This window comes from Nemorincola caseinilytica, assembly GCF_039540515.1.
GTDB classification, from domain to species: domain Bacteria; phylum Bacteroidota; class Bacteroidia; order Chitinophagales; family Chitinophagaceae; genus Nemorincola; species Nemorincola caseinilytica.
The window spans coordinates 95,324-120,328 of the sequence record NZ_BAABFA010000004.1 but is presented as its reverse complement, the minus strand read 5'-3'; the positions used below and the strand labels follow the sequence as shown (position 1 = coordinate 120,328).

Sequence of the window (25,005 nt, the reverse complement as noted above, 5' to 3'; positions counted from 1 at the left end):
TATTTTTGCATCAGGGAAGCACAGTACCCCCATACCGTGCCCCATTATTATCCTCTAACATAAGACCATAAGAAGAAAATGGAAACACTCACAGTAAGCCAAAAAATGCTACAGGCAAAGGACTTTTTGCCTATCAATGGTACAGACCATGTGGAGTTCTATGTAGGCAATGCCAAGCAGGCCGCCCACTACTACAAGACCGCTTTCGGTTTTCAGTCGCTGGCATATGCCGGCCCCGAAACAGGGGTGCGCGACAGGGCATCGTATGTACTGCAGCAGGGCAAGATAAGGCTGGTACTTACAACAGCCCTTAGTTCTGAGCATCCTGTAGCAGAACATGTGAAAAAGCATGGAGATGGCGTGAAGATACTGGCCCTGTGGGTAGATGATGCATACAGGTCTTACGAAGAGACCACATCGCGCGGGGCAAGGTCTTATATGGAACCAACTACCCTCACCGATGAGAATGGTGAGGTGCGCATGAGCGGTATATATACCTATGGCGAAACAGTGCACCTGTTCGTAGAGCGCAAGAACTACAATGGTATATTCATGCCCGGCTATAAGGAATGGAAAAGCAGCTACCAGCCCTCTGATACAGGCCTGCTGTATGTGGACCACTGCGTGGGCAATGTAGGCTGGAACCGCATGAACCCCACCATAAAATGGTACGAGGACGTGATGGGCTTTGTGAACATACTGTCTTTCGACGACAAGCAGATAAATACCGAATACTCTGCCCTGATGAGCAAGGTGATGAGCAATGGCAATGGCTTTGTGAAATTCCCCATCAACGAGCCTGCAGAGGGTAAAAAGAAGTCGCAGATAGAAGAATACCTGGAGTTCTACGAGGGTGAGGGCGTACAGCATGTGGCCATAGCCACTGCCGATATAGTGAAGACCGTACGCGAACTGAAAGCGCGCGGTGTGGAATTTCTGGATGCGCCACCCAATGCATATTACGAAGAGCTACCAAACCGTGTAGGTAAGATAGACGAGGACATGGCGCCACTGCAGGAACTGGGTATACTGGTAGACTGCGATGAGGAAGGCTACCTGCTGCAGCTCTTTACCAAACCGGTAGAGGACCGCCCCACCCTGTTCTTCGAGATCATACAGCGCAAGGGCGCCAAGAGCTTTGGCGCAGGCAATTTTAAAGCGTTGTTCGAATCGATAGAGCGCGAACAGGCCAAGCGTGGCAACCTTTAATATCGATAAGTTCTTTTTGTAAAAAATGCAGGGCACAGACCCTGCATTTTTTGTGCTTATAAGAGTTTTAATACAGCGCTATTCCTTTGGTTTGTTAACTTCACAAAAAAATTCTATTTTAGTACATATAAGTGCATAATTACCAACTTCATTACAATAAAACGACGAGGATATGCTATCAGACCCACTTGTAAAGAACAATGTAACGGTAGTAAATAACGACAGTAAAGGCAGGACCATCATTTTCGCTCATGGTTTCGGCACAGACCAGAATGCCTGGAAGGAGGTCTCTACCGCCTTTGCGAATGATCACAGGATGGTGTTGTACGATAATGTTGGCGCAGGAAAGGCACAGCCCGAGGCCTTCAGCCCGAACAGATACGATAGCCTGCATAGCTATGCCGATGACCTTGTAGAAATATGCGCCGCGCTGGATGTAAAGGATGCCATAATGGTAGGGCACTCTGTAAGCGGTATGATAAGCCTGCTGGCCGCCATAAAACAACCTGATCTTTTTTCTGAAATGATATTGGTGGGCGCTTCGCCGCGTTACCTGAACGATGATGGATATGTGGGAGGTTTCGACCAGCCGTCGCTGAACGGACTGTACGATGCCATGGCCAATAATTATTATGCCTGGGTAAGCGGTTTCGCACCTGCGGCCATGGCCAATCCCGACAGGCCCGAACTGGCCATGGGCTTTGCCGAGACCCTAAGTGCGATACGCCCGGATATTGCACAATCTGTGGCCAGGGTCATCTTCCAATCGGACCACCGTGCCGACCTGCATAAACTGAACAAACGCACACTGCTGCTGCAGACAAAACATGATATAGCTGTACCTATGCAGGTAGCCGAATACCTGGCCAGGAACATAGGCAACAGCACTATGCATGTAGTGGATGCGGAAGGGCATTTTCCCCACATAAGCGCAGCGAAAGAAATAATACGGGAAATAAGGAATTTCATATAACCAACAGCGTGGAAACAGTACAGCAAGCGAACTGGCTGAAAGAGGCGGTGAATTTCTTCGTAGACCTTTACCCCATAAAAAGGCAGCGAGACCTCAATGCCATATATCGTGAGGTCACCTTACTGCTACAGAAATATGCTCATGCACAGGCTGCGGCCATCATCAGGCTGGAAGACAGTATCACGGCTCGGGTACTTTATGCATCAGACAACTACATAAGTGGCTTCATAAATGCTACGGTGATAGATGAGGTGGTCTCTATCTATGAGATACGCATTGCCAACGGAGCCCTCATCACCAAAGCCCCCGATGATATACTGGTGCTGATACCGGTAAAGGAAAAAGCCTTCACAGGGGTGTTCGCACTGTTCATTGACAAAGGAACGGATGTGAACGATGCGTTCCGCCAGTTCCTGCAGCATGTATGGACCGGCCTCAAAGAGACCGCCATGCTCATACAGACATACTACTCTATAGAAGAGCTCAGTACCCGTTTCAATGCCATACTTGGCACCATACCCGAGAGTATCGTATTCATAGACGACAGCGGCCGGCAAGGCTGGCTGAATGGCCCCGCAGCACGCCTGCTGCACCTGAACGAGGACAATAATGCCCCTATGGCCATCGCTGCGGCCATGCAGCAGCTTCGCAATGATGCGGTGAACCGGGAGGATATATTAAAAGAAGCCGGCCAGTTGTTCAGTTCTCCCAACAGATCGATAAAGAACTGGGAATGGCTCTTTGGCACACCGGTAGAGCTGGCACTGAGCGTATCGTGCGTACCTGTACGGTCGACCAACATCAGCGGCAGGCTATGGGTATTCGACGACATAACAGAGATATACAAGGCCAATGACATGCTGAAGGAACTGAACACGGAACTGGTGGAAAAACGCCGGATAGCCGATGAGCAGAATAAGGCGAAATCGGATTTCCTGGCAAATATGAGCCACGAGATACGCACACCCATGAATGGAGTGATAGGTATGGCCAGCATTCTTGCCAATACACAACTTACCGAAGAGCAGGCAGATTATGTGGAGACCATACGAATAAGTGGTGAGACCCTCCTTTCCATCATCAACGACATACTCGACTTCTCGAAAATAGAATCGGGAAAAATGGAACTGGAGGCACAGCCTCTGAATATACGCACTGCTATAGAAGAGACCTACGACCTGCTGGCTATGAAGGCCGGTGAAAAAGGGATAGACCTGCTCTACTATATAGACCCGATGGTACCTGCAGAGATACATGGCGATATGGTGCGGCTGAAACAGATACTGATGAACCTGGTATCGAACGGATTGAAATTCACAGAGCGCGGCGAAGTGCTGGTGAATGTTACATCTATCAGCAACGAACAGGATGACCATATACTGCAGTTCTCGGTGAAGGATACGGGCATAGGCATACCACAGGATAAGTTCTACAAGCTGTTCGACACTTTTTCGCAGGTAGACTCTTCCACCACCCGCAAGTTCGGTGGCACAGGCCTGGGGCTGGCCATATGCCGCAGGCTAGTGGCGCTGATGGGTGGCACCATCAAAGCCGAAAGCACGGTAGGCGTAGGCTCTACCTTTACATTCACCATATCGGCAAAGGCCAGCCGTATGGCAATAAACTATACTGCCCGCGACAAGACCAACGAACAGAAACTGACCGGCAAACGGGTGCTGGTACTGGACGACAATATCACCAACCTGAAAATAATGCAGGCACAGTGCGAGCTATGGCATATGCTGCCGCTTACTACCTACAGTTTCGATGAGGCAGAGGCCGCTTTGCGCAGCACCCCCTTCGACCTGGTAATGGTAGACATGCTGATGCCCGGGAAAGATGGTGTAGAAGTGGCCCGGATATTAAAAAGGGAATACCCGCAACTACCTATCATACTATTCAGCTCTGCGGGCTACCTGCCGCTGGATGCTGCAGAGATGAAAGAGCTCTTTGCCGTGGTATTGCACAAACCGGCCAAGCAGGCACAGATAGAGCGTGCCTTCATAGAGGCGCTTAATATGAGATCGCCGGTAGCAAGAACGGGCGCCGAACCGATCCCTACATCTCCTACAAGAACACAGAACGACACAGCACAGGTAAAGATACTGGTGGCAGAAGACAACGATATAAACCAAAAGATGATAATGCGGGCCCTGGAAAAGCTGGGCTATACGGCCGACCTGGCAGAGAACGGCAAAATAGCAGTAGAGCTCTTGCACAGCACCCGATACCAGCTTATCTTTATGGACGTAATGATGCCCGAAATGGATGGCTATCAGGCCACCCGTATCATACGCGATATGTATGGGGACAGAAGCGACCGGCCGGTCATCATTGCAACAACAGCGAACGCCCTTACAGGCGACCGCGAGAAGATCTTCGAGAATGGCATGGACGACTATATACCCAAGCCCTTCAAGATGCAGGATATAAAGAACAAGATAGACGAGTGGACGCCTAAATTACCACAACTACAATGATCTCTTCTGAAGACAAGTATGAGTACATCGATATGGCCTACATTCTCGATGTGGCCGATGGTGATGATAGTTTTATGGAACAAATGATAGATACCTACCTTGTTTCCATACCCGAGAACATGGATAAAATGATAGCTGCCGCCCGCAATAATGACATGCCCCAGATAGCTTTTAGCGCTCATACGCTCAAAGGCGCTTTCAGTTTTATAGGCAGTACCGTGTTATTCCACATGCTGGATACCGTAGAAAGGTACTGTGCTGATGAACAGAGAACAGCAGAGATACCCGACCTGATAACCGAAATAGTACCGCTTGCGGCAAAAGCCACCGGGGAAATGAGAGCCGTATTGCAAAAGCTGCATCAGAAATAACCCTGCACCACTACTACAAAAGATCGTAGTTTTGACCTGCAAGTATATAGAATGTCCTTAAGGTCTGCCGGCAACATACGGAATATCGTCATTTATGGCATATCGCTCGCAGCATTGCTATTGCTGCTTAGCTGGCTGCAGTGGCGACTGCTGATAATAGACCATGCCACCGATATATACATAGGGGCTATCGCACTGCTCTTTACCGGGCTGGGCATATGGCTGGCATTGAAAATAATGCGCCCCAAGAAAGAAACAGTAATAATAGAAAAGGAAATATACATAACCCAGCCTGCAGCCGACCCGTCTCCCACTACCCCTTCTACTGACATTACGAATTTCACCATCAATGAGCAACAACTGCAAAAGCTAGGCATCAGTGCGCGGGAAATGGATGTATTGCAACTGATGGCCAAGGGCCTGAGCAACCAGGAAATAGCTGAACGATTGTATGTATCGCTGAATACGATAAAGACACATTCATCGAACCTCTTCCTGAAGCTGGATGTAAAGCGCCGCACCCAGGCAGTGGACCAGGCTCGCAAACTGGGGCTTATACCCTGAAAGAACTCGCCCATAAGTATGAAAACGCACAAAAGTGAGGCAAAATCACCCTTTGGTATGAACGGATGACCGGTATGGCGCCACATTTTTGTGCCATGAAACCAAAAAACCAACAAATGAAAAAGATCGTAATTACGGCCGGGCTTATTTCCGGTGTCATTGCTTCCACCATTATGGGTATCAGCATGTCTATGTGCGCATCCGACCCCGGCTATGAGGGAAGCATGCTGATAGGCTATGCATCTATGGTGCTGGCCTTCTCCCTCATTTTTGTGGCTGTAAAGAACTACCGCGACAAACAGAACGGAGGTGTGGTGTCGTTCGGGAAGGCATTATCTATAGGGTTGCTCATAGCCTTTATAGCGTCTACCATGTATGTGCTCACATGGGCCATAATGTACAATTACTTCCTGCCCGACTTTATGGATAAATACACCCACCATATGGTAGAGCGGGCACAGCAAAGCGGCGACCAGAAGAAGATAGCCGAGACCATGGCGCAGATACAGGAATGGAAGGACGGCTATAAGAACCCGGTCTATTTTACGCTGATAACGTATGCCGAGATATTTCCCGTAGGGCTGATAGTATCGCTGATAGCGGCTGCCATACTGAGGAAGAACGATAAGAGCGGGAAACTAAGAACTGCCTGATAGCTATACATACGAAAGATGGCTGCACTCTTGCGGGTGCAGCCATCTTTCATGTTATGTTGTTCATTACAGTTGCTTCAGTGCTTCTTCTATTTTGGTCTGCATTTCGGCATAGTTCAGGTCATGTTTCTGGAAGGTCTTGCCGGTAACCACTTCGTACAGCTCTATGTACCTTTCCGATATGCGGCCTACCACTTCTTCGGTCATTTCGGGTACCTGCTGGCCTTCTTTGCCCTGGAAGCCATTCTCCATAAGCCACTCACGAACGAATTCCTTTGAAAGCTGCTTCTGGGCTTCGCCTTTGCGCTGACGCTCATCGTAACCTTCCAGGTAGAAGTAACGTGAGGAGTCAGGCGTATGTATCTCGTCTATGAGGTATATGGTATCGCCTATTTTACCAAATTCGTACTTGGTATCCACCAGCATCAGTCCGCGCTCGCGGGCTATTTCCTTACCCCGCTCAAAAAGGGCAAGGGTGTATTTTTCCAGTTGCTCGTATTCTTCTTTCGATACCAGGCCGCTGCTTATTATCTCCTCTCGGGATATGTCTTCATCGTGTCCTACATGAGCCTTGGTGGTAGGGGTTATGATGGGTTTTTCAAAAAGGTCATTCTCCTTCATGCCCTCTGGCAGGGGAACACCGCACAGCTCGCGCTTGCCGCTCTTATAGGTGCGCCATGCATGGCCGGTAAGGTTGCCGCGCACTACCATCTCTACAGGGTACGTTTCGCATTTATAACCTATGGTAGTGTTGGGAAGCGGGGTATTTATCATCCAGTTGGGCACTATATCGCGGGTAGCATCCAGGAATTGTGCCGCTATCTGGTTGAGTACCTGGCCCTTGTAGGGTATAGGGCGGGGAAGCACCACATCGAAAGCCGATATGCGGTCGCTCACCACCATTACCATGTACTTGTCATCGATAGTGTATACGTCCCTTACTTTTCCTTTGTAAAAATTGGTCTGACCAGGTAACTGCATAATGATGTGTTTTTATCGTTTCTGATTAAAAAGGAGTGCAAAGATAGGAGAAACAGGTCGCAAAAAAGTAACAGGTCGGGAATGGGGTAATTAATATATATAAGACAATAAGATCAAACGAACGTATGTAAAATGCTCTTGCCTGAGGAGATCCCTTAGCGCATTAAGATGAATATATTATCTGACCTGTATATGTACATGGTCATCGTGCCGTACTGCACGGCAGCTATGAAATCTGACCTTACTGCTGGAAAGACCAAGACGGCTCTTTAAATGAGGCTCAATGAATATCTTATCTATAGCCTTGTGCAACACTAATAATGATACAAGCCCCTTTGTTCTTTGTGCGTTGAAAGCGAAGTTCGCCTTTGCACCCTGTGGCACTATATATCTGAGTATGCTATATTGTCTATATCCTTTTGCATAGCACCCTTCCGCAGTATTCACCTCGCCCGGTAAGGGTTCTTCGCATATACCATACCCTATAAAAGATGGTACATCATTGGTGGGCGTACCTGTACTACCATGGTCATAGCAAAAGGAAAGGTCCAGCTTTTTGCCATCATTATGGCTGAGATGCGGCAATAGCGGAAAACCATTGAAGAAAGGGAAATTCGCATCGAGGTAATTAATATTGGTACCGGGATATTTTGCCGCCATCTTATCGCCCACCTCATATACCGCACTACGAAGCTGCGGGCGTACATAATTGCGATTCAGCAGGCAGGTCCAGATGGTGACCGGCCTTATATGGTGAGACGTGAACATAGGCATCCGGACCCGTCCATACAATGCTGCCAAGGCAGGTACTACAGTGCATATGGCGATACAATAAAGTGCTATAAATGATACTACCTTCACTACCCAGTGCGGCACTTCCCAAGATACTGACCGTACGAAACGACCCGATACGAAAATACTGAGCAGGTACACTACCCCACCCACCTGTGTAAGTATGGTAAGAACAATGAACAGCAACGATCGTCCTAACAGGCGTACCATCTATGCAAAACTATTCAATAAACATGCAATGATACATGCAGAACAATTATTCACAATTCTTTTTGCATGCATACGCATATCAAAATGTTGTGGTTCGAGTAAGTTGATATAATTTCGCGGTATGGGAAAAAAGAGGTCGGGATCATCCAAATTGCTGCTGGGGCTGGTCATAGCTATCATTGGCGCAGGGGCATTCTTTTTCTTCGAGGTCTTTGGGCCCAATACCGGCTCTTTTACCAAGGACGAATACCTGTACGTACGCACCGGCGCCACCTATGAGCAAGTGGTGGGATCGCTACAGGGTAGCGGCATGATACGCGATATGAACGGTTTTCGCTTTGTGGCCACGGCACTAAAACTGCCGGAACATATACATCCCGGCCGCTACCGCATAAAAAAGGGCATGAGCAACTATAATATAGTGCGCATGCTGCGGGCAGGCAAGCAGGAACCTGTGCGACTGGTGGTGAACAAGCTGCGCACCAAGAACGACCTGATAAGGCTGATAGCGACCAACCTGGAGGCGGACTCCTTTCGCCTGCGTGAGCTGCTGCGTGACCCCGCCTTTGCGGCCGAACTGGGCGCTGATACCGGTACAGTGATGGGCGTGATAATGCAGGACACCTACGAATTCTACTGGAACACGCAGGCCGAGAACGTGATACGCAAGATACACAAGAACCATACCCGCTACTGGACGCCCACCCGTAAGCAGAAGGCCAAGACACAAGGCATAACACCTATGCAGGCGATAGTGATAGCATCGATAGTGGAGGAAGAGACCAACCTGAGCACCGACAAACCGAACATAGCCAGCGTATACCTGAACAGGATAAGGAAGGGCATGAAACTACAGGCCGACCCTACAGTGAAATTCGCGATAGGCGATTTTGCGATAAAGCGGGTGAACAGCGCTATGCTGCTGTACGATTCGCCCTATAACACCTATATGTATGAGGGCCTGCCGCCTGGACCGATATGTACACCATCTACAGCCAGCATAAATGCAGTGCTGGATGCGCCGCATGGCACCTATCTATACTTCTGCGCCAAGGACGACCTGCGTGGCGGAACGGCATTTGCCAGCACCTTTGAAGAGCAGATACGCAATGCCAATGCCTACCGCAGGGCGCTGGACAACAGGGGCATTCACTAGAACGGATAGGCGGGCAAAGACGTGAGCCATTGTATATCGGCCACATCGGCGGCATCGGCACAAAAAGCCTGAGGGCCATTGGTAAGCAGCCAATACCTGCTCCTTACTACATTCTGATAGGCCAGCAACTGGTGCAGTGTGGCCTGGGTAATGGGCACATCGGGCCGCTTGCATTCTACCAGCATCCAGGGCGTATGGTCGCGGCCATATACTATTATATCGAACCGGCGGTCCATCCCTGCCACATCTATCATTTTCTCTACCGATACCAGAGATGCAGGGTAACCCATTTTATCGATAAGTACCCGCAGCACATATTGTCGCAAATGCTCCTCGGGCGTAAGGACGAACCAGCTTTTGCGCACAGGGTCGAAGACCATGGGCCTGCCACCATCGTGCCGCAGCTTTAGCTCTATACCAGTGATATCGAGGATGATCATTGCGGGTCAAATGTACGCTGAAAACACAATGGCGCATTTCAAATTGTCGCATATTGGCCTCTCCCCTCCCTCTCCTTCGGAGAGGGAGGGCGATGTCCGCGCGGTCGCGCGGGTATTGTTGCAACGAATGTTATACAACAATTTAAGATCCACCCACTATTCCTCCGCTTCCTGCGGAGGGAAGTATTTGGCGGCCTTGGTGGTGTATTCCTCTGCACGACCCATATCGCGGGTCTGCTGGGCTATCTGTATGCCCAGCTTATATGCCTGGTCGTTGTATGGGTCGGCAGCTATGGCATTGTCTATCTCGGTGAATGCTGCATTGGCATTGCCGGTGACAGCATAGGTATATGCCAGGAAGAAATGGCTATAGCTTTTGCTATACGGCTGCAGGCGCTTGTAGAGCGCGATAGCGCTGTCCACCTTCTGCTGCTTCAGGAAGATGCCGCCCATTTCCTGGTTCACATTGATATCGGCCGGGTTCTTTGCCAGTACCTTGTAACCGGCATAGAGTGCGGAGTCGGTCTTGCCCTCGGCCTCGTACAGGCGCAGCAGTTCTGCCCATGCCATATCGTTGCCGGGATATTCTTTTACCGCCTGCAGGAACATCTCCTTGGCCTCGGTATATTTTTTCTCCTTCATCAGGTTGAACCCTGCAAGATCTTTTTTGGTCTTGCGCTTCAGCACCGCAGCTATAGGCACACCATCTACCCTTACTATGTGTATGGTCTCTTCGGGGGGCCAGTTGCCACTGTTGAGTACGGCAGCATCTATGAAGCGGGAGAAACCTATGTAGTAATCCCAGTCCTTGGTATAGCGTACATTGTAACCGGCATATATGACAAGGGGGTTGAAAGCGTCCTTGAAATCAGGGTGGCTTTTGGCGAACTCCATGTATGCCTCATTACGCTCGAAGTGAGCATAACGCTCGTATACATCCTGGTACTTCGAGGGCAGGTTCTTCCTGTTCTCCTGGTAAAGGGCCGCCAGCATAGGGTAAGTGGTGCTGGTACCTATGATGACCTTCTTGTCGCCTATATGCTCGTTCTTTACCAGCCATTCGGTGGCCTCTTTTATACCCAGCATATAGTAATCGGTCTCGTAGCGGCCGTACATGCCCTTGAGGCCACCTGCTATCTCGTTGTAGTAGAGGGACTCGTAAGTATGGTTCGCAGCCATGAACCTGGCAGGCAGCGCTATACCACCTGCCAGCAGGGCTATACCTGCATATTTCAGGCCTTTATTGGCCGATGAGGTGAGGGCGTTCCAGCCCATAGCAGCTATGACCACAATGGGTGGATACACGAACAGGAAGTGACGCCAGCCATCGTAGAGCGACGACTTTTTGTATATGGCATAGGCCACAGGGAAAACTATGGTGAAGAGCAGGAAGAGCGAGAACACGAACTTCTGCCTATCGGTCTTGTAGAGCTTTGCCATTACTACTATACCTATACCGCTACCTATGAGGGCCACCAGCGGTGCGGTATATAGTATATAGCGGGGTATATAGTACCATGGCACCTGGTTGCTGAGGATCTTGCTGCCATCATAGAGCATGCCTATGTTCACAAAGAAATTGGACATGATCTTCAGGGCCTCAAGTGGCTTTTCTATGATACCGAGGTGAGAATAGGGCCAGAACAGCACCGCTATCAGGTAACCGGCAGCGGCCACTATGGCGAACTGCTTGATGACCTTGCCGGAGAACACGGTCTTCAATTGTTTGGAGTAAACACCATAGCACAGCAGGAACAGCAACAGGTAGGCGATAAGCAGGAAACCACCTATACGCACACCCATGGCCCAGCCTATGCCGGCTATGAGGCCCAGTGTGTGCCTGGCCATAGGCCGGGGCAACGAGCGCAGGTAGGATAGTATGAAATAGATACCTGCGGTATAACCTACGGAAAAAGGTATATCCTTGGGGTTGGCGAAGTTGTGGCCGAACCAGCTAGGAGAGAACACCAGCAGCAGCATGGCCAGTATACCTGCATTCCAGCCGGCAAAGAAGCGGGCCAGCTTGCCGGCGTATATGATACCGATAGAACCTACCACAGCATTGATGAAGTGCATGGTGGTGTAGTGGTCCCATGGGTGAAAGACATTGAATACAAAGGCGGTGATGAAGTCGAAGATACCACCGTAGTACTGTATGCCCGTGGTGGCGGTCTGCGCCTCGGTATCGCCGTGAAAGAAGTAATTGTAGATGGCGTTGCCGTAGTCGAAATGCCAGTGCTCATCGCCCGTTACCGCATACTGAAAGCTCATGAGCGGCATGAGTATGACCAGCAGCAGGGCCAGGATATTGAACACTGCCCTACCCCTGATGCGTGCCTTTTGTTCGGCCGTGGCCTCGGAAGGCATACGAAGCGGGAGGCGGAAAGTATTATACAACCATGTGCGCAGCGATATGGTGAGCACACCGAAGAACATCTTTATGGAATCCTTTACAACATTCACCTTGCTGTCGGGCATGTTCACCCAGGTGACAGGCATTTCCACTATGCGTATATCATTCAGATCGGCCTGGTAAAGGAGCTCTACATCGTGCGCCCAGCCGGTGCTCTGCATATTGCCGAAAAGGAATTTGGCTACATCGCGCGGGTAGAGCTTGAAGCCACACTGGGTATCGGACAGGCGGAGGCTGGTGAACATCTGTACCACACCATTGAAAATGCCACCTATGAAACGGCGGCTCTGCAGCGCCTGCACATTGCCCTCCTCGTGCTTACGCGAACCTATGTATACTACCCTGCTACCATCGAAGAGGCCTCTTTCGCGTTTTTCCCATGCCAGCAGGTCGGTGGGCCTGGTAGACATATCGGCATCCAGCGTCAGTATGTATTCGCCCTTTGCCAGGGCTACACCATGCTTCAGCGCAGCGCCCTTGCCACCGTTGGCAGGCATGCGCTCTATAGTGATCCTGCTTTTCAGGGCAGCATGCTCGCCATCCAGCGCAGTGGTTATCTTCTGCACGGTATCGTCCTTGCTGCCATCGTCCACCACTATCACCTCGTAGTCGCCCTGCCATTTCTCGTTCAGCTCGGCAAGGCCCTGCAGCATGATGCCCACCCGGGCAGACTCGTTGTAGCATGGTATCACAAGCGACAGCAGGAAGTCCCTCTTACCGGGACCGGCATTGTTCGTTCGCTGCATTGGCTGATCTTTCTTCATCGCTTATGTATCATTTTTCGAGGTTCCCGACATATACCCAGTCGCCCTGAATGTTCTCGCATGTATTATCGGCAATATCTATCTCCTTCTGCAGGTAAGCTGCTATGGGGTAGAAATTGAGGTGGAGGTCCATAGTAAAATAATAATACCGCTGGCATGGGGTCACTATTATGAGCTGCTTCTTTGCCACACGTTTCAGCTCGTTGATGGCATCGGGGAGCTGGCGCAGGTGCTCTATGGTATGCGAGCAGGTGACCACATCGAATTCCTTATCGACAAAGGGCAGCTTGTATATGGTGCCTTTCTTATATGCTGCCTTTTTCAGTGTAGGTACACTATCGTAAAGGTCGCAGCCGGTAGTGGCCAGTTGGGTATGCTCGCCTATATAATTGAGCAGGAAACCACGGCCACAGCCTACATCCAGCAGGTTACGGGCATCTTTATCTATTAGCTCTACCAGCCGCTTTATGCTGGGCATGTTCATATCGGTAGGGCGGTCGTATGCCAGGCAGTCCAGGTTGCGATATATCTCTGAGAACTGCTCCTCGGTAAGTGTATATGCTATATCTTTGAAATCCATATACAGGCGCACGTTCTTGCCCTTGAACCATATATGAAAGAAGGGATACATGAACCACCTGCTATCTCTTATGGCAGGCGGCAGCCAGTTGTCCATCACATACCGGATGGCATTGGTTATAGAACGGTTCATTGGGTGCGCTGTATGATAAAAGCCTACCGCAACTGCAAGAGCAGGCGGACAGGCAGGTTTCAAAAGTAATTAAAGTTGCTAAATTTACAGCCGCATATAAAACAGATAGTAATTAATGGACCTGAGAGAACTAGAGAACGGCGTGAACCCTGACAACCACTGGTATTACCAGAGCAAGATACAGCCGCTGATAGCCTATACGCGCAAAGTACTGCAAAAGGTCCCCTCCCTTACTATAATAGATGTAGGCTCGGGCTCGGGCTTCTTTGCCATAAACCTGGAAAAGGCATTTGGCGACAAGATAAAGAAGGTATGCCTGGTAGATATAAACTATACCCCCGAGGAGATAGCCGCAACCAAGGGCAAGAAAATAGAGAAAATGCTATATATACCCGAGCGCATAGAGAATAGCCTGGTGGTGATGATGGATGTGCTGGAACACCTGGAGGACGACCTGAAGATGCTACAGGATATAAAAGCCAATAGTGTACCGGCATCGAACCATTTCTTCATCACGGTACCTGCCTTCTACTCGCTGTGGAGCAATCATGACGTATCGCTGGGGCACTACCGCCGCTACAAGATAGATACCCTGAACAAGGTACTGAACGAGGCGAAGTACAACATAAAGAATACCTACTACCTATACGGCAGCCTGTTCCCTATGATATGGACCTTCCGCAAGCTGGATAACCTGCGCAAGAACAAGGATACCAGCAAGTCCAACATGCAGAGCTTCAGCCCGGTGGTGAACAAGATACTTTACAGCATATCATCTCTGGACATGAAGGTGGCATCGATGAACAAGATGTTCGGGGTGACGTGCCTGGCAGAGGGCATGATATAGCATAAATGCATATCACAACAAACACATATATCCATCTTATAAAAACATACCCCAATGCTAAAAAGCCTTATTACTGCCGCCTGTTGCTTCATTATGGTGCAGGCCAGCGCACAGATAGACACAGTGGCTACAAAGGCGGCCCACCCTGATGTATTTCAGTATGTAGAGAAAATGCCCAAAGCCCCATTCAACATAGGCGAATACCTGGGAGAGAACATAAAATACCCGAAAAAGGCACGGAAGGAGAACATAGCAGGGCGGGTGATAGTACGCTTCATAGTGACCGAAACGGGCGAGATAGACAGTGCGCGTATAATAAAAGGCATAGGTGGTGGCTGCGATGAGGAAGCCCTGCGCGTAGTAGAAGAAATGCCCAAATGGTCGCCGGGGACCCAGAATGGTGTAGCGGTAAAGGTATACTTCAACCTTCCTATCATGTTCATACTGGAGGACTAGGGCGCATAGCTATGTGCTATGACGGCCTCCGGTCGTGCTTCTTGAAGGCCTGGTTCTTCTCGGCTTCGTCTATAGAGTGCGTGGCACCTATATCAGAGCTCTCCTCGGCAAGATCGCTCAGCTTTATGTAGAACTTCTTCAGAACCCTTAGCTCCTCTTCCGTCAGGTCCTCTATATCTATTACACGGTTGCTGGCGCCTTTTGTGGCGGCTATCAGCTCGTTCAGCTTCAGCTGCATGGCCATAGAATCTTTGTTCTGGGCCTGCTGTATGACGAACACCATAAGGAAAGTGACGATAGTGGTGCCGGTATTGATGACAAGCTGCCAGGTATCGGAGAAATGAAATATAGGCCCGGTGATGGCCCATACCGCTATGACCAATAATGCTATGATAAATGCAGCGGGTGTGCCGGTAAGGCGGGTAATATGACCTGAGAACCTGTCGAACTTCTCCCTGATCTGCGATCTTCTTTTCCTCTTCATAATAGGACCTTGTTTTTAGACAATAAATTTAGCACTTGTTGCGCACACTGCAGCCCGGGTGAGCCGCAACTAAAATGTCATTGCTTTTGTTAATCCCATCAAAAGCTAATGTGAATGCACTATCTATTCTGGTTCAGCAATATTTATGATAGTATTTTCGCAATATTGCATTTACTGACCTTTTAAATATAACTTCCCGCTGCATGTGGCATGCGGCATGTGCGGGAAGGCGTGGAGATGAAAGATACGACAGACACAAGAGACAGGCGGTATGCGCTTTTGATAGACTCGGACGATCTGATACTGGTAATAGGGGCTGACGGCAAACGGAACTATGTGAACAAGGCCTTTGCCGACCTGTGGCAAACGAAAGCAGAGAACCTGATGGGCCAGACCTTCACGGCCGGTCTGCCTGAGGATAAAGCCCACCGTTATATGCAGCAAATGGCATCGCTGACGACCGAAAAACCCTCTGTATCGCTCACGATACGATCGGGCATAGACGGCCACCGCGAATGGGTAAGCTGGAAAGCTACCGGGATATTTGACGATAGCGGCACACTGCTGGAAGTGATGGTAGTAGGCAGGAACGTGAACGAGGCCATAGAGACGAAACAGGAAAAAGAGACACTGCAGAACACGCTGAACGCCTTTAAGACGGCCATAAACTCGTCCATGATCTGCACCATAACGGATGAGAAAGGGATAATAACCTATGCCAACCGCAACTTTTGCGAGATATCGCAATATTCGCTGCGCGAGATACATGGCAGAACACACAACATCGTCAACTCGGGACATCATCCACGGTCGTTTTTCACCGAAATGTGGCAGACCATATGCAGCGGCAAGATGTGGACGGGCGAAATAAAGAACAGGGCGAAGGACGGGTCGTACTACTGGGTGAACACTGTGATAATACCTATAAAGAACAACCGCCAGAAGATATCGGGCTTCCTGTCGCTGCGTATAGTGATAAACAAGCAGAAGGAAATGGAGGAAGAGCGCAAGATATACCAGCGGTCGCTGGAGGAAATGCTCTTCATGGTATCGCACGAGATACGCAGGCCTATAGCCACCAGCCAGGGGCTGTTGTACCTGATGCGCGACGATGTACCCACCACTACAGAAGAATGCCAGGAAATGGTAGGCTACCTGATAAGCACCATAGAGGAGCTGAACGACTACTCTTACAAGTTGAACGAATACCTGGAAAAGAACATAATAAGAGAACCGATAGTAGTATAGGCCATAAAGACACTAGGCTACCAGCTTGTCTATAGCTGCGGCAAGTCTGCGGTCGCGGTCGGTGATGGTATTACCGGCATCATGCGAGCATAGCCATATCTCTACGGTGTTCCAGGTATTTGTCCAGGTGGGGTGATGGTCGGCCTTTTCGGCAAGCATCGCCACGCGTGTCATAAAAGCGAACGCCTCGCTGAAATCGGCGAACCGGAATTTCCGGTATAGCTTATTGTCGGTCTCCTGCCACATAGTGATGGTCATTTGTTCTAAAGGTAGGTATAAATAAGGATGTTCGTAATGACCATATCCTTCCTTATCTTGTAGCCATAAAAACAAGCATATACATGAGCACACAATTGGGCATAGGTTCGCGCGTGGAGCATCAGCACTTTGGCAGGGGCGTAGTGGTAGATGTGGCACAGGAGTTCTACATAATATGGTTCAAGTCGCAGCAGGGCACCAAGAGCATCAGTAAGGACTATGAGCTGAAAATAACAGAGGCCACAGAAGGCGGAGGCACCACCGGCGAAGGCGTGACCATAGCCGATATAGAACAGGCGCTGAACAATATACTGGACCAACGCCTGCACGACACACAAATGGTGCCCATAGCCCAGAAATGGAAACGCGGCAACATGATACTGAAGCCAGGAGATACCACCCAGCAGCCTAAAGAGATACCGATAGACACCTTCTTCCACAAGATAATAATGGTGCGTGACCGCCTGCGCGTGATGGAGCAGAAGATAAATGCCCATAAGGGCATGGACGATGCCGATAAGATAGAGCTGCAGCAATACATAACGGCCATATACGGATCGCTGACGACCTTCAATGTGCTGTTCAAGGAAACGCACCACCAGTTCAAAGGCTCTGGCGGGAAGGAATAATGAGGGCGGGGTATAAATAGGGGTAAATATGCCGCTGTGTACCTGCACTTTCGTCCCGGTCGCTTACATTTCGTTCTACCACTCATTACCAGCAAAAAATGAAACGTACCACTCTTTCTATAGCCATATGCCTGGCGGCAATGACCGGATATGGGCAAACACAGGACTCGATAATGTTCCGCCGCATATCGGACGAGATACTGCTGCACGGCACCTGCTACGAGAACCTGCGCGTACTGTGTAAGACCGTAGGCCATAGGCTCAGTGGCACACCCGCCGCAGCAAAAGCTGTGACATGGGGCGAGAAGGCCATGAAAGAGGCCGGCGCCGATAAGGTATGGCTGCAAAAGGTGAACGTACCCTACTGGTACAGGGGAAAGGAAAGCCTGGAACTGCGCCTGAACGGCAGCTATAAAAAAGTGCCTGCGCTATCGCTGGGGAACAGTGAGGGTACAGGCGGCAAGCCTATGGAGGCACAGGTGGTGATGGTGGGTAGCTTTGACGAATACAAAGCCCTGCCGGAAAAAGATGTAAAGGGCAAGATAGTTTTCTTCAACTACCGCTTCCGGCAGGACTTTGTCAATAGCTTTGACGGGTATGGCGATGCCGTGGCCTATAGGTGGAACAGCCCCAATGTGGCCGCAAAGCGTGGGGCTGCGGGTGTCATCATCCGGTCTATGTCCACAGGCATGGACGATCATCCGCATACCGGCAGCATGCACTATGAGGACTCCCTGGCAGTGAAACTACCTGAGATGGCCATAGGCAATGAGACGGCCGATGCGCTGGAAGCGGCGTGTAAAAAAGGAGCCGTGAGCGCCCGAATGACATCGGAATGCCACATGATGAAGGATATGGTACCCTCATTCAACGTGATAGGCGAGATAAAGGGAACGGAGCAACCGGAACGTATAATAACCGTAGGTGGCCACCTGGACTCGTGGGATGTAGGTGAGGGAGCGCACGACGACGGAGCCGGATGCGTGCAATCGATAGAGGTGATAAGGGCGCTAAAGGCCATAGGCTACAGGCCACGCTATACCATACGCGCAGTACTCTTTATGAACGAAGAGAACGGTAATAAGGGCGGCCATGCCTATGCCGACTCGGCAGTGGCACGCAAAGAGCAGCATGTGGTGGCCTTCGAGAGCGATGCCGGTGGCTTTTCGCCCCGTGGCATAGGGCTGGAAATGAGCGAGGCAAAAAAGAACCATATACGGCAATACAAGCATCTCTTCCTGCCCTACAATGTGTACGACTTCGACCATGAGGAGGGCGGAGTGGATATAAGCCCGCTATACCACAAACACAAGGTGCCTATGGCTGGCCTTATGCCCGACTCGCAGCGATACTTTGATGTGCACCACACACCGAACGATGTATTTGAACAGGTGAACCACCGCGAGCTGAAACTGGGCGCTGCGGTGATGGCACAGTTCGTATACCTGGTGTGCGAGCATGGACTGGAATAGCTATTATCGCCCCGAAGACCATCAGTGATCGCTTTAGAGGTATGTTAAATTAAGTCGCAAAGGCTTTTACACCAGCGCGTATGGGTTATCTTTAAGAAAACCACACGCATTTGCCTATACAGCTACATACCCATACCGTTATCATTCTGCTGAGCAGTACCGTGATACTCAGCTACCTGTTCAATATGCTGAGCCGTAAGACACAGATACCCTCTGTACTGCTGCTCATAGCCACCGGGCTAGGTGTGCAACTATTGCTGAACCACTATGGCTATACGGCCATCAATGTGCAGAAACTGGTAAAGATACTGGGCGCGGTAGGCATCATCATGATAGTGCTGGAAGCGGCTATGGACCTATCGGTGAACCGGGAGAAGCTGCCTCTTATCCGCAATTCCTTCCTGTCGGCACTGGGCATATTCGCATTATCGGCACTAGGCATAGGCAGCCTGATAGCGTGGAGCCTGGACAGGTCCCTACATCAGTCGCTGATATATGCTATACCCATGAGCATCATCAGCAGCGCTATAGTGATACCCAGTACCAGCCACCTGCAGGAGGCTAAGAAAGAATTCATCATTTATGAATCATCATTCTCCGACATCATAGGCATACTGGTATTCGACTATATGCTGATGGAGAACGTACTGAGCTGGCGATCGTTCGGGATATTCGCCGGCAACCTGGTACTGGCGCTCATCATCTCCATACTGGCATCGCTGCTGCTGCTATACATACTTATGAAGATCACCGTTACCCTGCGGTTCTTCCTTATGTTCGCTATACTGGCCCTTGTGTACAGCGCTGGCGAAATGATACATATACCATCGCTGCTTATAGTACTGGTCTTCGGGCTGGTGCTGAACAATAGCAAACAGGTATTACGCGGCCCTTTCGCCAGATATGCCTCACCTGAGCGCATGAACGAGATACTGCACCTGATGCGGTCGATAACCGCCGAGACATCATTCCTGCTGCGCACCTTTTTCTTCATCCTGTTCGGCTATACGATAGATATAGCATCGGTAGCCACGGCCGATGTGGCCCTAATAGGATCGCTGATAGTGGCGGTGTTGTTCGTGAGCCGCTTCCTTTACCTGCGCTTTATACTGAAGGCCAACCTACTGCCCGAGCTATTCCTGATGCCGCGCGGCCTGGTGACCATACTGCTGTTCTACAGCATACCTGCATCAAGGGTGATGGACAACTTCAACCCGGGCATACTGCTGTTCGTGGTGATACTGACAAGCCTGCTGATGATGCTGGGCCTGATGTTCTTTCACCAGCGCGAAGATGATATACTTTGAACGAGACCTACAGATCGAGCCTGTAATAGAAGATAGGCAGGAACCCTAGCTGGTATTGTGTGTAGAAGGGATATGCCACGCCCTGTGCCGCAAGATCGCTGCTGTAAGTGAGCGATAGTATGTTCTTCGTATTGGCAACATTCACCAGGTCTACGGCTATCTCGTGTGTGAGGCGCTTTGCATTGATGCGGATGCCCAGCTTGAGGTCCACACGGTAGTAGGGCGCGAACCTGAGCGAATTGCGCTGGCTGTCTACCACTACTATATCGCCCAGGGCATTGGATGCAGCCACATCTACCGGCGAGTATAGCTTACCGCCTATAGTGGTAGCCTTGGCGCCGGTAGTGAGGGTGCTGTATTTGCCTATCTTCTTCTCATACCCTAACAGCAGATTCACGGCATACTGTGTATTGTAATCGGTATTGCGGTACACGCCATCGTTGCCAGCGGCCTTGGAGTCGAAGGCAGAGCCGGTGAGCAGCAAATAGAAACCCTTGCTGAATGTTTTTTCAAGCGTTGCCTCTATGCCATAGTTGTAGCCCGTGCCTGTGTTCTGCATAGTATCGGGGAAATTGCGGGAGAAGGTAGAGCCCTGGTTAAGACCCGAGTAGCTGGAACCTATGCGCCTTTCTATGGGAACATTGTAGAGGTACTGGCCATAGGCCTCTGTGCGTAGGCGCAGGTGAGGACCGAGTATACGCTCGTACCCGGCTACAAAGTGATGGCTACGGGTGAAGTCCACATTATAGTTCTGCATGATACCGGGCGGGTCTTGCGGCAAATGGGCAAAATACTGGTAGAGCGGCTGCACCTGGCTATGGAGGCCATAACCTGCGGTAACGATATCTTTACCACTTGCGGCCCAGCGCATACCGGCGCGTGGCTCCAGGGCTTTAGAGCCATTGTGCGTAAGGTATTGTGCATGCAGCCCACCTGTGAGGGTCATCACCTCGCTGGGGCGTAGCTTGTACTGTATGTATGCCTGTACGAGGTCGGTGCCGCCCTTATAGTTCTCGCGCAGCTGCCAGTCCTGGCGCGATGTGGGGTATTGCCTGCTACTATCAAGGAAGCTGACCGAATAATATTTGTTCACAATACCGTACTTCAGTGTCTGGCGAGGCGATATCTTTTTGTTGATGTACCAATGCGCTACAGTAGAGGCGACATTGAAATCGTAACCTAGCACATCTTTCATAGAATCTACAGCGAAAGAGGCATTCCTGAACACCTTGGTATGCAGCGCCCATACATTGCTTGCCGACTGTGCTATGGTGAACTTCATGTAGTTCTTATCATTGAGCGTAATGCCATAGGTGCCGCCCACTACCCCACTGCCTGCCTTGAAATACTGGTCCCTGTCCGATTCGCCATACAACTGTGGCTCGGGCTCGGTGAGGGTACTTACGATGAGGTCGATGCGACTGAGGCCACCCAGGCCAAAGAAGGAGAGATCGCCTTTTTTGCCCATGGGGAAGTTGAGCTTGAAGCTGGCATCCTGGTACTGCGGTATAGATGTGGTACCCACCTTTATGCCCAGCCCCTGGAATATCTGTAATGTACTGTACCTATAGTTGACCAGGAAGGAAGAACCGGCCTTACGCGATATAGGTCCCTCGGCAAGGGCCTCTGTGCCCAGCAGGCCCAACTGGCCTGTGAACTCGTACTTCTTGTTGTTGCCATTGCGCAGGCGTACATCGAACACACCGGCCACGGCATCGCCATACTCGGCAGGAAAGGCACCCATAAAAAGGTCACTGTTGGCCAGCAGCTTGCTATTCAGCATACTTACGGGACCGCCTGTAGTACCGGGAATATTGAAGTGGTTGGGATTAGGGATGTCCACACCTTCCATACGCCATAACACGCCCTGCGGGCTGTTGCCGCGTATGACAATATCGTTGCGCGAGTCGTCGCCGCCCTGGGCGCCTGCAAAATTGGAGGACATGCGAGCAGGGTCGGAACGGCTGCCTGCATAGCGCTCGGTCTCCTGCACATCGAAGGTACGGGTACTGGCAAGCGCCATATCATTGATATGCTCGCGCTTGCGGGTCACCACTACGTCGTTCATCTTTACTACGCGCTCTTCCATTTCCAGGGGCAATATCACTTCCTTGGCCGATGTTACCAACACATCACGCAGAGTACGACCCTCATAGCCCATATACGAGAGGGTTATGTCGTGCTTGCCTACTGGTATGCTGTCTAGGCTGAACTCGCCCCTGTCGTTAGTGGCAGTGCCGGGCGCAGGCGCCATATCAGACACCATCACGGTAACACCTATGAGCACGGCCTTCGTTTCCTTATCTACCACAGTGCCGCGTATACGTTGGAACCGCTGGGCAGTGGAGAGAAGGGGGAAAAGGAGAAGGAGGAGGAAGAGTAAGGGCCTTTGCATACTACAATGAACTTTAGCTTGTAAGATAAGAACAGATCTTAATAAACCATCTAACCCTTATATGCATCTAACAAGGTACATGAAAAGAGGTCGTCTCTGATGAGACGACCTCTTGCTGTGGCAATACCACTATAACTCACATTAACAGCTTACCTGCGAGGGTGACCATGTCCACGGCCGTTGCCATGGCGATGACCATGCTGGCGCCAGCCACCGGGAGACCAGTAATAACCGCGGGCCGAATGGCGCCAACGGCCGGGCCTGTAATAGTAACCTGTTCTGGCAGGAGCCCAGTAACCACCACGCCATTCGTAGCGGTCGCTGTAGGGATTCCAGTCCTCCTCTATCCACACATAACCCGGGCCGGGAGATGCAGGACGTGTATATACAGGTATGGTAGGCCTTACTTCCACATATATCTGTGCCGGTGCGGCAGCGCTACATGCCAGTACTATGGCGGCAGTAGCTAATATCCCTTTTATAGTTCTCATAGTTAAAGGTTTTTAAGTTATGAAATGGTGTGTGTTATGTTGAAATATCTCTACACATTGTGTACAGCTATTTTACCTCCATATAGACATCGGGTAGTGGACCTATTATAACGGTCCTGGCAGGTGACCGTGGTATGACCTCATCTGAATTGTCATTGATGTCTATATATACACGGTTCAGTATGGCACGGTTCATGGCATCGGCCTGGTATAGCTCTGAGCTGGCAAGCAGGTTTTTGGCCGTCATATCGCCCGCTGCATACTGAATGACATCGGCCAGCGGGGCTACCAGTGTAAGGGTATAAGGAGTTACCTTCTTCCCTTCTTCGCGGCTATCGCTGCAGCCATAGTAGATACTTAGCCCTACATACTTTATATCTGTATCGCGGAATTCGCTGAATGCATTCAGGGATGGCAGCAGGCAGTTGAGCAGGGCAGTGCGTATGATGCCTTTTTCGGTCTTCATACCCAGGTCATATGTCTCGCCACTCTTTACTGCGCCTATATGCAGGGCAAGACCATCATTGTGCATGGCATATGTATAGGGTGCATCGGCATAGAGAAACGCCGTAGCCACAGTGGTCTTGTTGGTAGTGGTAAGGTAGAACGACCTGAGCGGTGTATAATTCTTGGTAAGCAGCACATCGGCACGGGTGCGTGGTCCCTGTGCAGAATCGAGGTACCGCTGAATATCTTTGATGATGGTATTCACATCGCGCTCGTGAGCATTATTGCCCATATTGGCAGTAAGAAGGTCCACATTGGCCTGTGTACGCAGAATGACATCATTCATGGCAGGCAGTGATGTATTGACCGGGGTCTCAGTTACCTGCTTTGCTGGTTTTGCGTTGGTGGGCTTCTTCTTGGTCTGGGCACTAAGCGGAAGATAACCTATGAGGGCGAGTGCAATTACAATGAGCTTTTTCATGGCGATCGTTTTTGGTGAACGAAAACAGGTATCTCTGTTATTGCTACATCAAAATTACGACCACACTATGCGGAGGCGGTAAAAAGTGGGATTTATATAAAATATGTCACAAGGACAAAACAGACCATACAAGACATTGAATATCAGCGCACAAAAGGAACATCTCATGCAAAATATAAATGTCTTCTTAACACAAGTTTGGCATTACATGTACCAACATCATCTATGTTTCTTCTGTCATTTGCTTGTACATATCGGGCGACCGCAGTATCTCCATAAGCCTGTCGGGGTAACGGCATTCGGTGAAACCATATTTGCGATATAGGTCGTGAGCGTAAATAGTAGATAACATTGTACGTCTCAGGTATTTTACCCAATCCATACCGAAGAGCAGATCGAGCATTTGCTTACTGATACCCTCTCCCCTATGCGCCTCTACCACATATACATCGGCCAGGTAGCCGAAAGTGGCATAGTCTGTTACCAGGCGGGCAAAGGCTATCTGCTCGGTACCCTTCATAGCGCCTATACAATATGAATTCTCGAAAAGTGTCCTGACCGTATCGTATGGTATCTCTTTGCTCCAGTATGCCTCTTCTGACAGCCATTTATGAATGTCGGCGAGGTTCATGAGGCTTTTATCGGTTGTGATGATATAGTCTTTATACGAGGTGGTGATGTGTTGCATAGATGCGGTATAGCGGGTATATAAATTTAGTAAGATCGGTATTAAGAAGCAACCTCTTTAATATCAAAAGGCCCGGAAGATCCG

Annotated in this window: 24 protein-coding genes; 13 read left to right on the top strand and 11 right to left on the bottom strand. The window is 50.1% G+C overall.

Going from position 1 to position 25,005, the window contains the following annotated elements; all coding sequences use genetic code 11:
* Positions 1-78 precede the first annotated feature (78 nt).
* The 6 genes from hppD to ABD843_RS01235 all read left to right on the top strand — a co-directional run bounded on the left by hppD (position 79) and on the right by ABD843_RS01235 (position 6,250).
* Entirely contained in the window at positions 79-1,209 is a 1,131-nt protein-coding gene (gene hppD, locus ABD843_RS01260) for a 4-hydroxyphenylpyruvate dioxygenase (RefSeq protein WP_345077302.1), read from the top strand.
* A 172-nt stretch (positions 1,210-1,381) separates the two neighbouring features.
* Entirely contained in the window at positions 1,382-2,182 is an 801-nt protein-coding gene (locus tag ABD843_RS01255) for an alpha/beta fold hydrolase (RefSeq protein WP_345077299.1), read from the top strand.
* Between the two features lie 8 nt (positions 2,183-2,190).
* Positions 2,191-4,662, top strand: a complete 2,472-nt coding sequence (locus ABD843_RS01250; RefSeq protein WP_345077297.1) for a hybrid sensor histidine kinase/response regulator — start codon at positions 2,191-2,193, stop codon at positions 4,660-4,662.
* Entirely contained in the window at positions 4,659-5,033 is a 375-nt protein-coding gene (locus tag ABD843_RS01245; protein WP_345077295.1) for an Hpt domain-containing protein, read from the top strand. The genes ABD843_RS01250 and ABD843_RS01245 overlap by 4 nt, the downstream gene beginning before the upstream one ends.
* A 51-nt stretch (positions 5,034-5,084) precedes the next feature.
* Positions 5,085-5,597, top strand: a complete 513-nt coding sequence (locus tag ABD843_RS01240) for a response regulator transcription factor (protein WP_345077293.1) — start codon at positions 5,085-5,087, stop codon at positions 5,595-5,597.
* A gap of 116 nt (positions 5,598-5,713) precedes the next feature.
* On the top strand, positions 5,714-6,250 hold the full coding sequence (locus ABD843_RS01235; RefSeq protein ID WP_345077290.1) for a DUF4199 domain-containing protein: 537 nt from the start codon (positions 5,714-5,716) through the stop codon (positions 6,248-6,250).
* A 66-nt stretch (positions 6,251-6,316) separates the two neighbouring features.
* Here ABD843_RS01235 and ABD843_RS01230 read toward each other — a convergent pair whose 3' ends face one another.
* Both ABD843_RS01230 and ABD843_RS01225 read right to left on the bottom strand, forming a co-directional pair.
* Positions 6,317-7,231, bottom strand: coding sequence for a phosphoribosylaminoimidazolesuccinocarboxamide synthase (locus ABD843_RS01230; protein ID WP_345077287.1), 915 nt, complete (start codon positions 7,229-7,231; stop codon positions 6,317-6,319).
* A 177-nt stretch (positions 7,232-7,408) separates the two neighbouring features.
* Positions 7,409-8,233: a hypothetical protein gene (locus ABD843_RS01225; RefSeq protein WP_345077285.1), complete on the bottom strand. Its 825-nt coding sequence runs from the start codon at positions 8,231-8,233 to the stop codon at positions 7,409-7,411.
* 121 nt (positions 8,234-8,354) lie between these two features.
* On the opposite strand from ABD843_RS01225, the gene mltG reads away from it, so the two are divergent.
* Positions 8,355-9,389 (top strand): endolytic transglycosylase MltG, encoded by a 1,035-nt coding sequence (gene mltG, locus ABD843_RS01220; RefSeq protein ID WP_345077282.1) that lies wholly within the window; start codon positions 8,355-8,357, stop codon positions 9,387-9,389.
* Here the strand turns inward: mltG and ABD843_RS01215 are convergent.
* The 3 genes from ABD843_RS01215 to ABD843_RS01205 form a co-directional block, all read right to left on the bottom strand.
* A complete protein-coding gene (locus ABD843_RS01215) occupies positions 9,386-9,829 on the bottom strand; it encodes a type I restriction enzyme HsdR N-terminal domain-containing protein (RefSeq protein WP_345077279.1) in 444 nt (147 codons plus the stop codon). The two genes, mltG and ABD843_RS01215, sit on opposite strands and share 4 nt — an antisense overlap.
* 156 nt (positions 9,830-9,985) lie before the next feature.
* Entirely contained in the window at positions 9,986-13,006 is a 3,021-nt protein-coding gene (locus tag ABD843_RS01210; protein ID WP_345077277.1) for a glycosyltransferase, read from the bottom strand.
* A gap of 10 nt (positions 13,007-13,016) precedes the next feature.
* Positions 13,017-13,718 carry a class I SAM-dependent methyltransferase gene (locus ABD843_RS01205; RefSeq protein ID WP_345077274.1) on the bottom strand — a complete coding sequence of 234 codons (702 nt, stop codon included), beginning with the start codon at positions 13,716-13,718 and terminating at the stop codon, positions 13,017-13,019.
* A gap of 115 nt (positions 13,719-13,833) precedes the next feature.
* On the opposite strand from ABD843_RS01205, the gene ABD843_RS01200 reads away from it, so the two are divergent.
* Positions 13,834-14,565: a class I SAM-dependent methyltransferase gene (locus tag ABD843_RS01200; RefSeq protein WP_345077272.1), complete on the top strand. Its 732-nt coding sequence runs from the start codon at positions 13,834-13,836 to the stop codon at positions 14,563-14,565.
* Positions 14,566-14,619: 54 nt separating this feature from the next.
* Positions 14,620-15,021, top strand: coding sequence for an energy transducer TonB (locus ABD843_RS01195; RefSeq protein ID WP_345077269.1), 402 nt, complete (start codon positions 14,620-14,622; stop codon positions 15,019-15,021).
* A 16-nt stretch (positions 15,022-15,037) separates the two neighbouring features.
* Here ABD843_RS01195 and ABD843_RS01190 read toward each other — a convergent pair whose 3' ends face one another.
* Positions 15,038-15,505 carry a low affinity iron permease family protein gene (locus ABD843_RS01190; RefSeq protein ID WP_345077266.1) on the bottom strand — a complete coding sequence of 156 codons (468 nt, stop codon included), beginning with the start codon at positions 15,503-15,505 and terminating at the stop codon, positions 15,038-15,040.
* 237 nt (positions 15,506-15,742) lie between these two features.
* Here ABD843_RS01190 and ABD843_RS01185 point away from each other — a divergent pair, with 237 nt between their 5' ends.
* Positions 15,743-16,753: a PAS domain S-box protein gene (locus ABD843_RS01185; protein ID WP_345077264.1), complete on the top strand. Its 1,011-nt coding sequence runs from the start codon at positions 15,743-15,745 to the stop codon at positions 16,751-16,753.
* A 12-nt stretch (positions 16,754-16,765) separates the two neighbouring features.
* Here the strand turns inward: ABD843_RS01185 and ABD843_RS01180 are convergent, their stop codons facing one another.
* Positions 16,766-17,011, bottom strand: a complete 246-nt coding sequence (locus tag ABD843_RS01180; protein WP_345077262.1) for a 4a-hydroxytetrahydrobiopterin dehydratase — start codon at positions 17,009-17,011, stop codon at positions 16,766-16,768.
* A gap of 83 nt (positions 17,012-17,094) precedes the next feature.
* Here ABD843_RS01180 and ABD843_RS01175 point away from each other — a divergent pair, with 83 nt between their 5' ends.
* The 3 genes from ABD843_RS01175 to ABD843_RS01165 all read left to right on the top strand — a co-directional run bounded on the left by ABD843_RS01175 (position 17,095) and on the right by ABD843_RS01165 (position 20,419).
* Entirely contained in the window at positions 17,095-17,640 is a 546-nt protein-coding gene (locus ABD843_RS01175) for a hypothetical protein (protein WP_345077260.1), read from the top strand.
* Positions 17,641-17,738: 98 nt separating this feature from the next.
* Positions 17,739-19,112, top strand: coding sequence for a M28 family peptidase (locus ABD843_RS01170; protein ID WP_345077257.1), 1,374 nt, complete (start codon positions 17,739-17,741; stop codon positions 19,110-19,112).
* A 110-nt stretch (positions 19,113-19,222) separates the two neighbouring features.
* Positions 19,223-20,419 (top strand): cation:proton antiporter domain-containing protein, encoded by a 1,197-nt coding sequence (locus ABD843_RS01165; protein ID WP_345077254.1) that lies wholly within the window; start codon positions 19,223-19,225, stop codon positions 20,417-20,419.
* Between the two features lie 7 nt (positions 20,420-20,426).
* On the opposite strand, the gene ABD843_RS01160 is transcribed toward ABD843_RS01165, so the two are convergent.
* The 4 genes from ABD843_RS01160 to ABD843_RS01145 form a co-directional block, all read right to left on the bottom strand.
* Positions 20,427-22,814, bottom strand: a complete 2,388-nt coding sequence (locus ABD843_RS01160; RefSeq protein ID WP_345077251.1) for a TonB-dependent receptor — start codon at positions 22,812-22,814, stop codon at positions 20,427-20,429.
* Between the two features lie 149 nt (positions 22,815-22,963).
* Positions 22,964-23,305, bottom strand: coding sequence for a hypothetical protein (locus tag ABD843_RS01155; RefSeq protein WP_345077248.1), 342 nt, complete (start codon positions 23,303-23,305; stop codon positions 22,964-22,966).
* Positions 23,306-23,372: 67 nt separating this feature from the next.
* Positions 23,373-24,233, bottom strand: coding sequence for a hypothetical protein (locus ABD843_RS01150; RefSeq protein WP_345077245.1), 861 nt, complete (start codon positions 24,231-24,233; stop codon positions 23,373-23,375).
* Between the two features lie 223 nt (positions 24,234-24,456).
* Positions 24,457-24,921: a GNAT family N-acetyltransferase gene (locus ABD843_RS01145; protein ID WP_345077242.1), complete on the bottom strand. Its 465-nt coding sequence runs from the start codon at positions 24,919-24,921 to the stop codon at positions 24,457-24,459.
* Positions 24,922-25,005 lie beyond the last annotated feature (84 nt).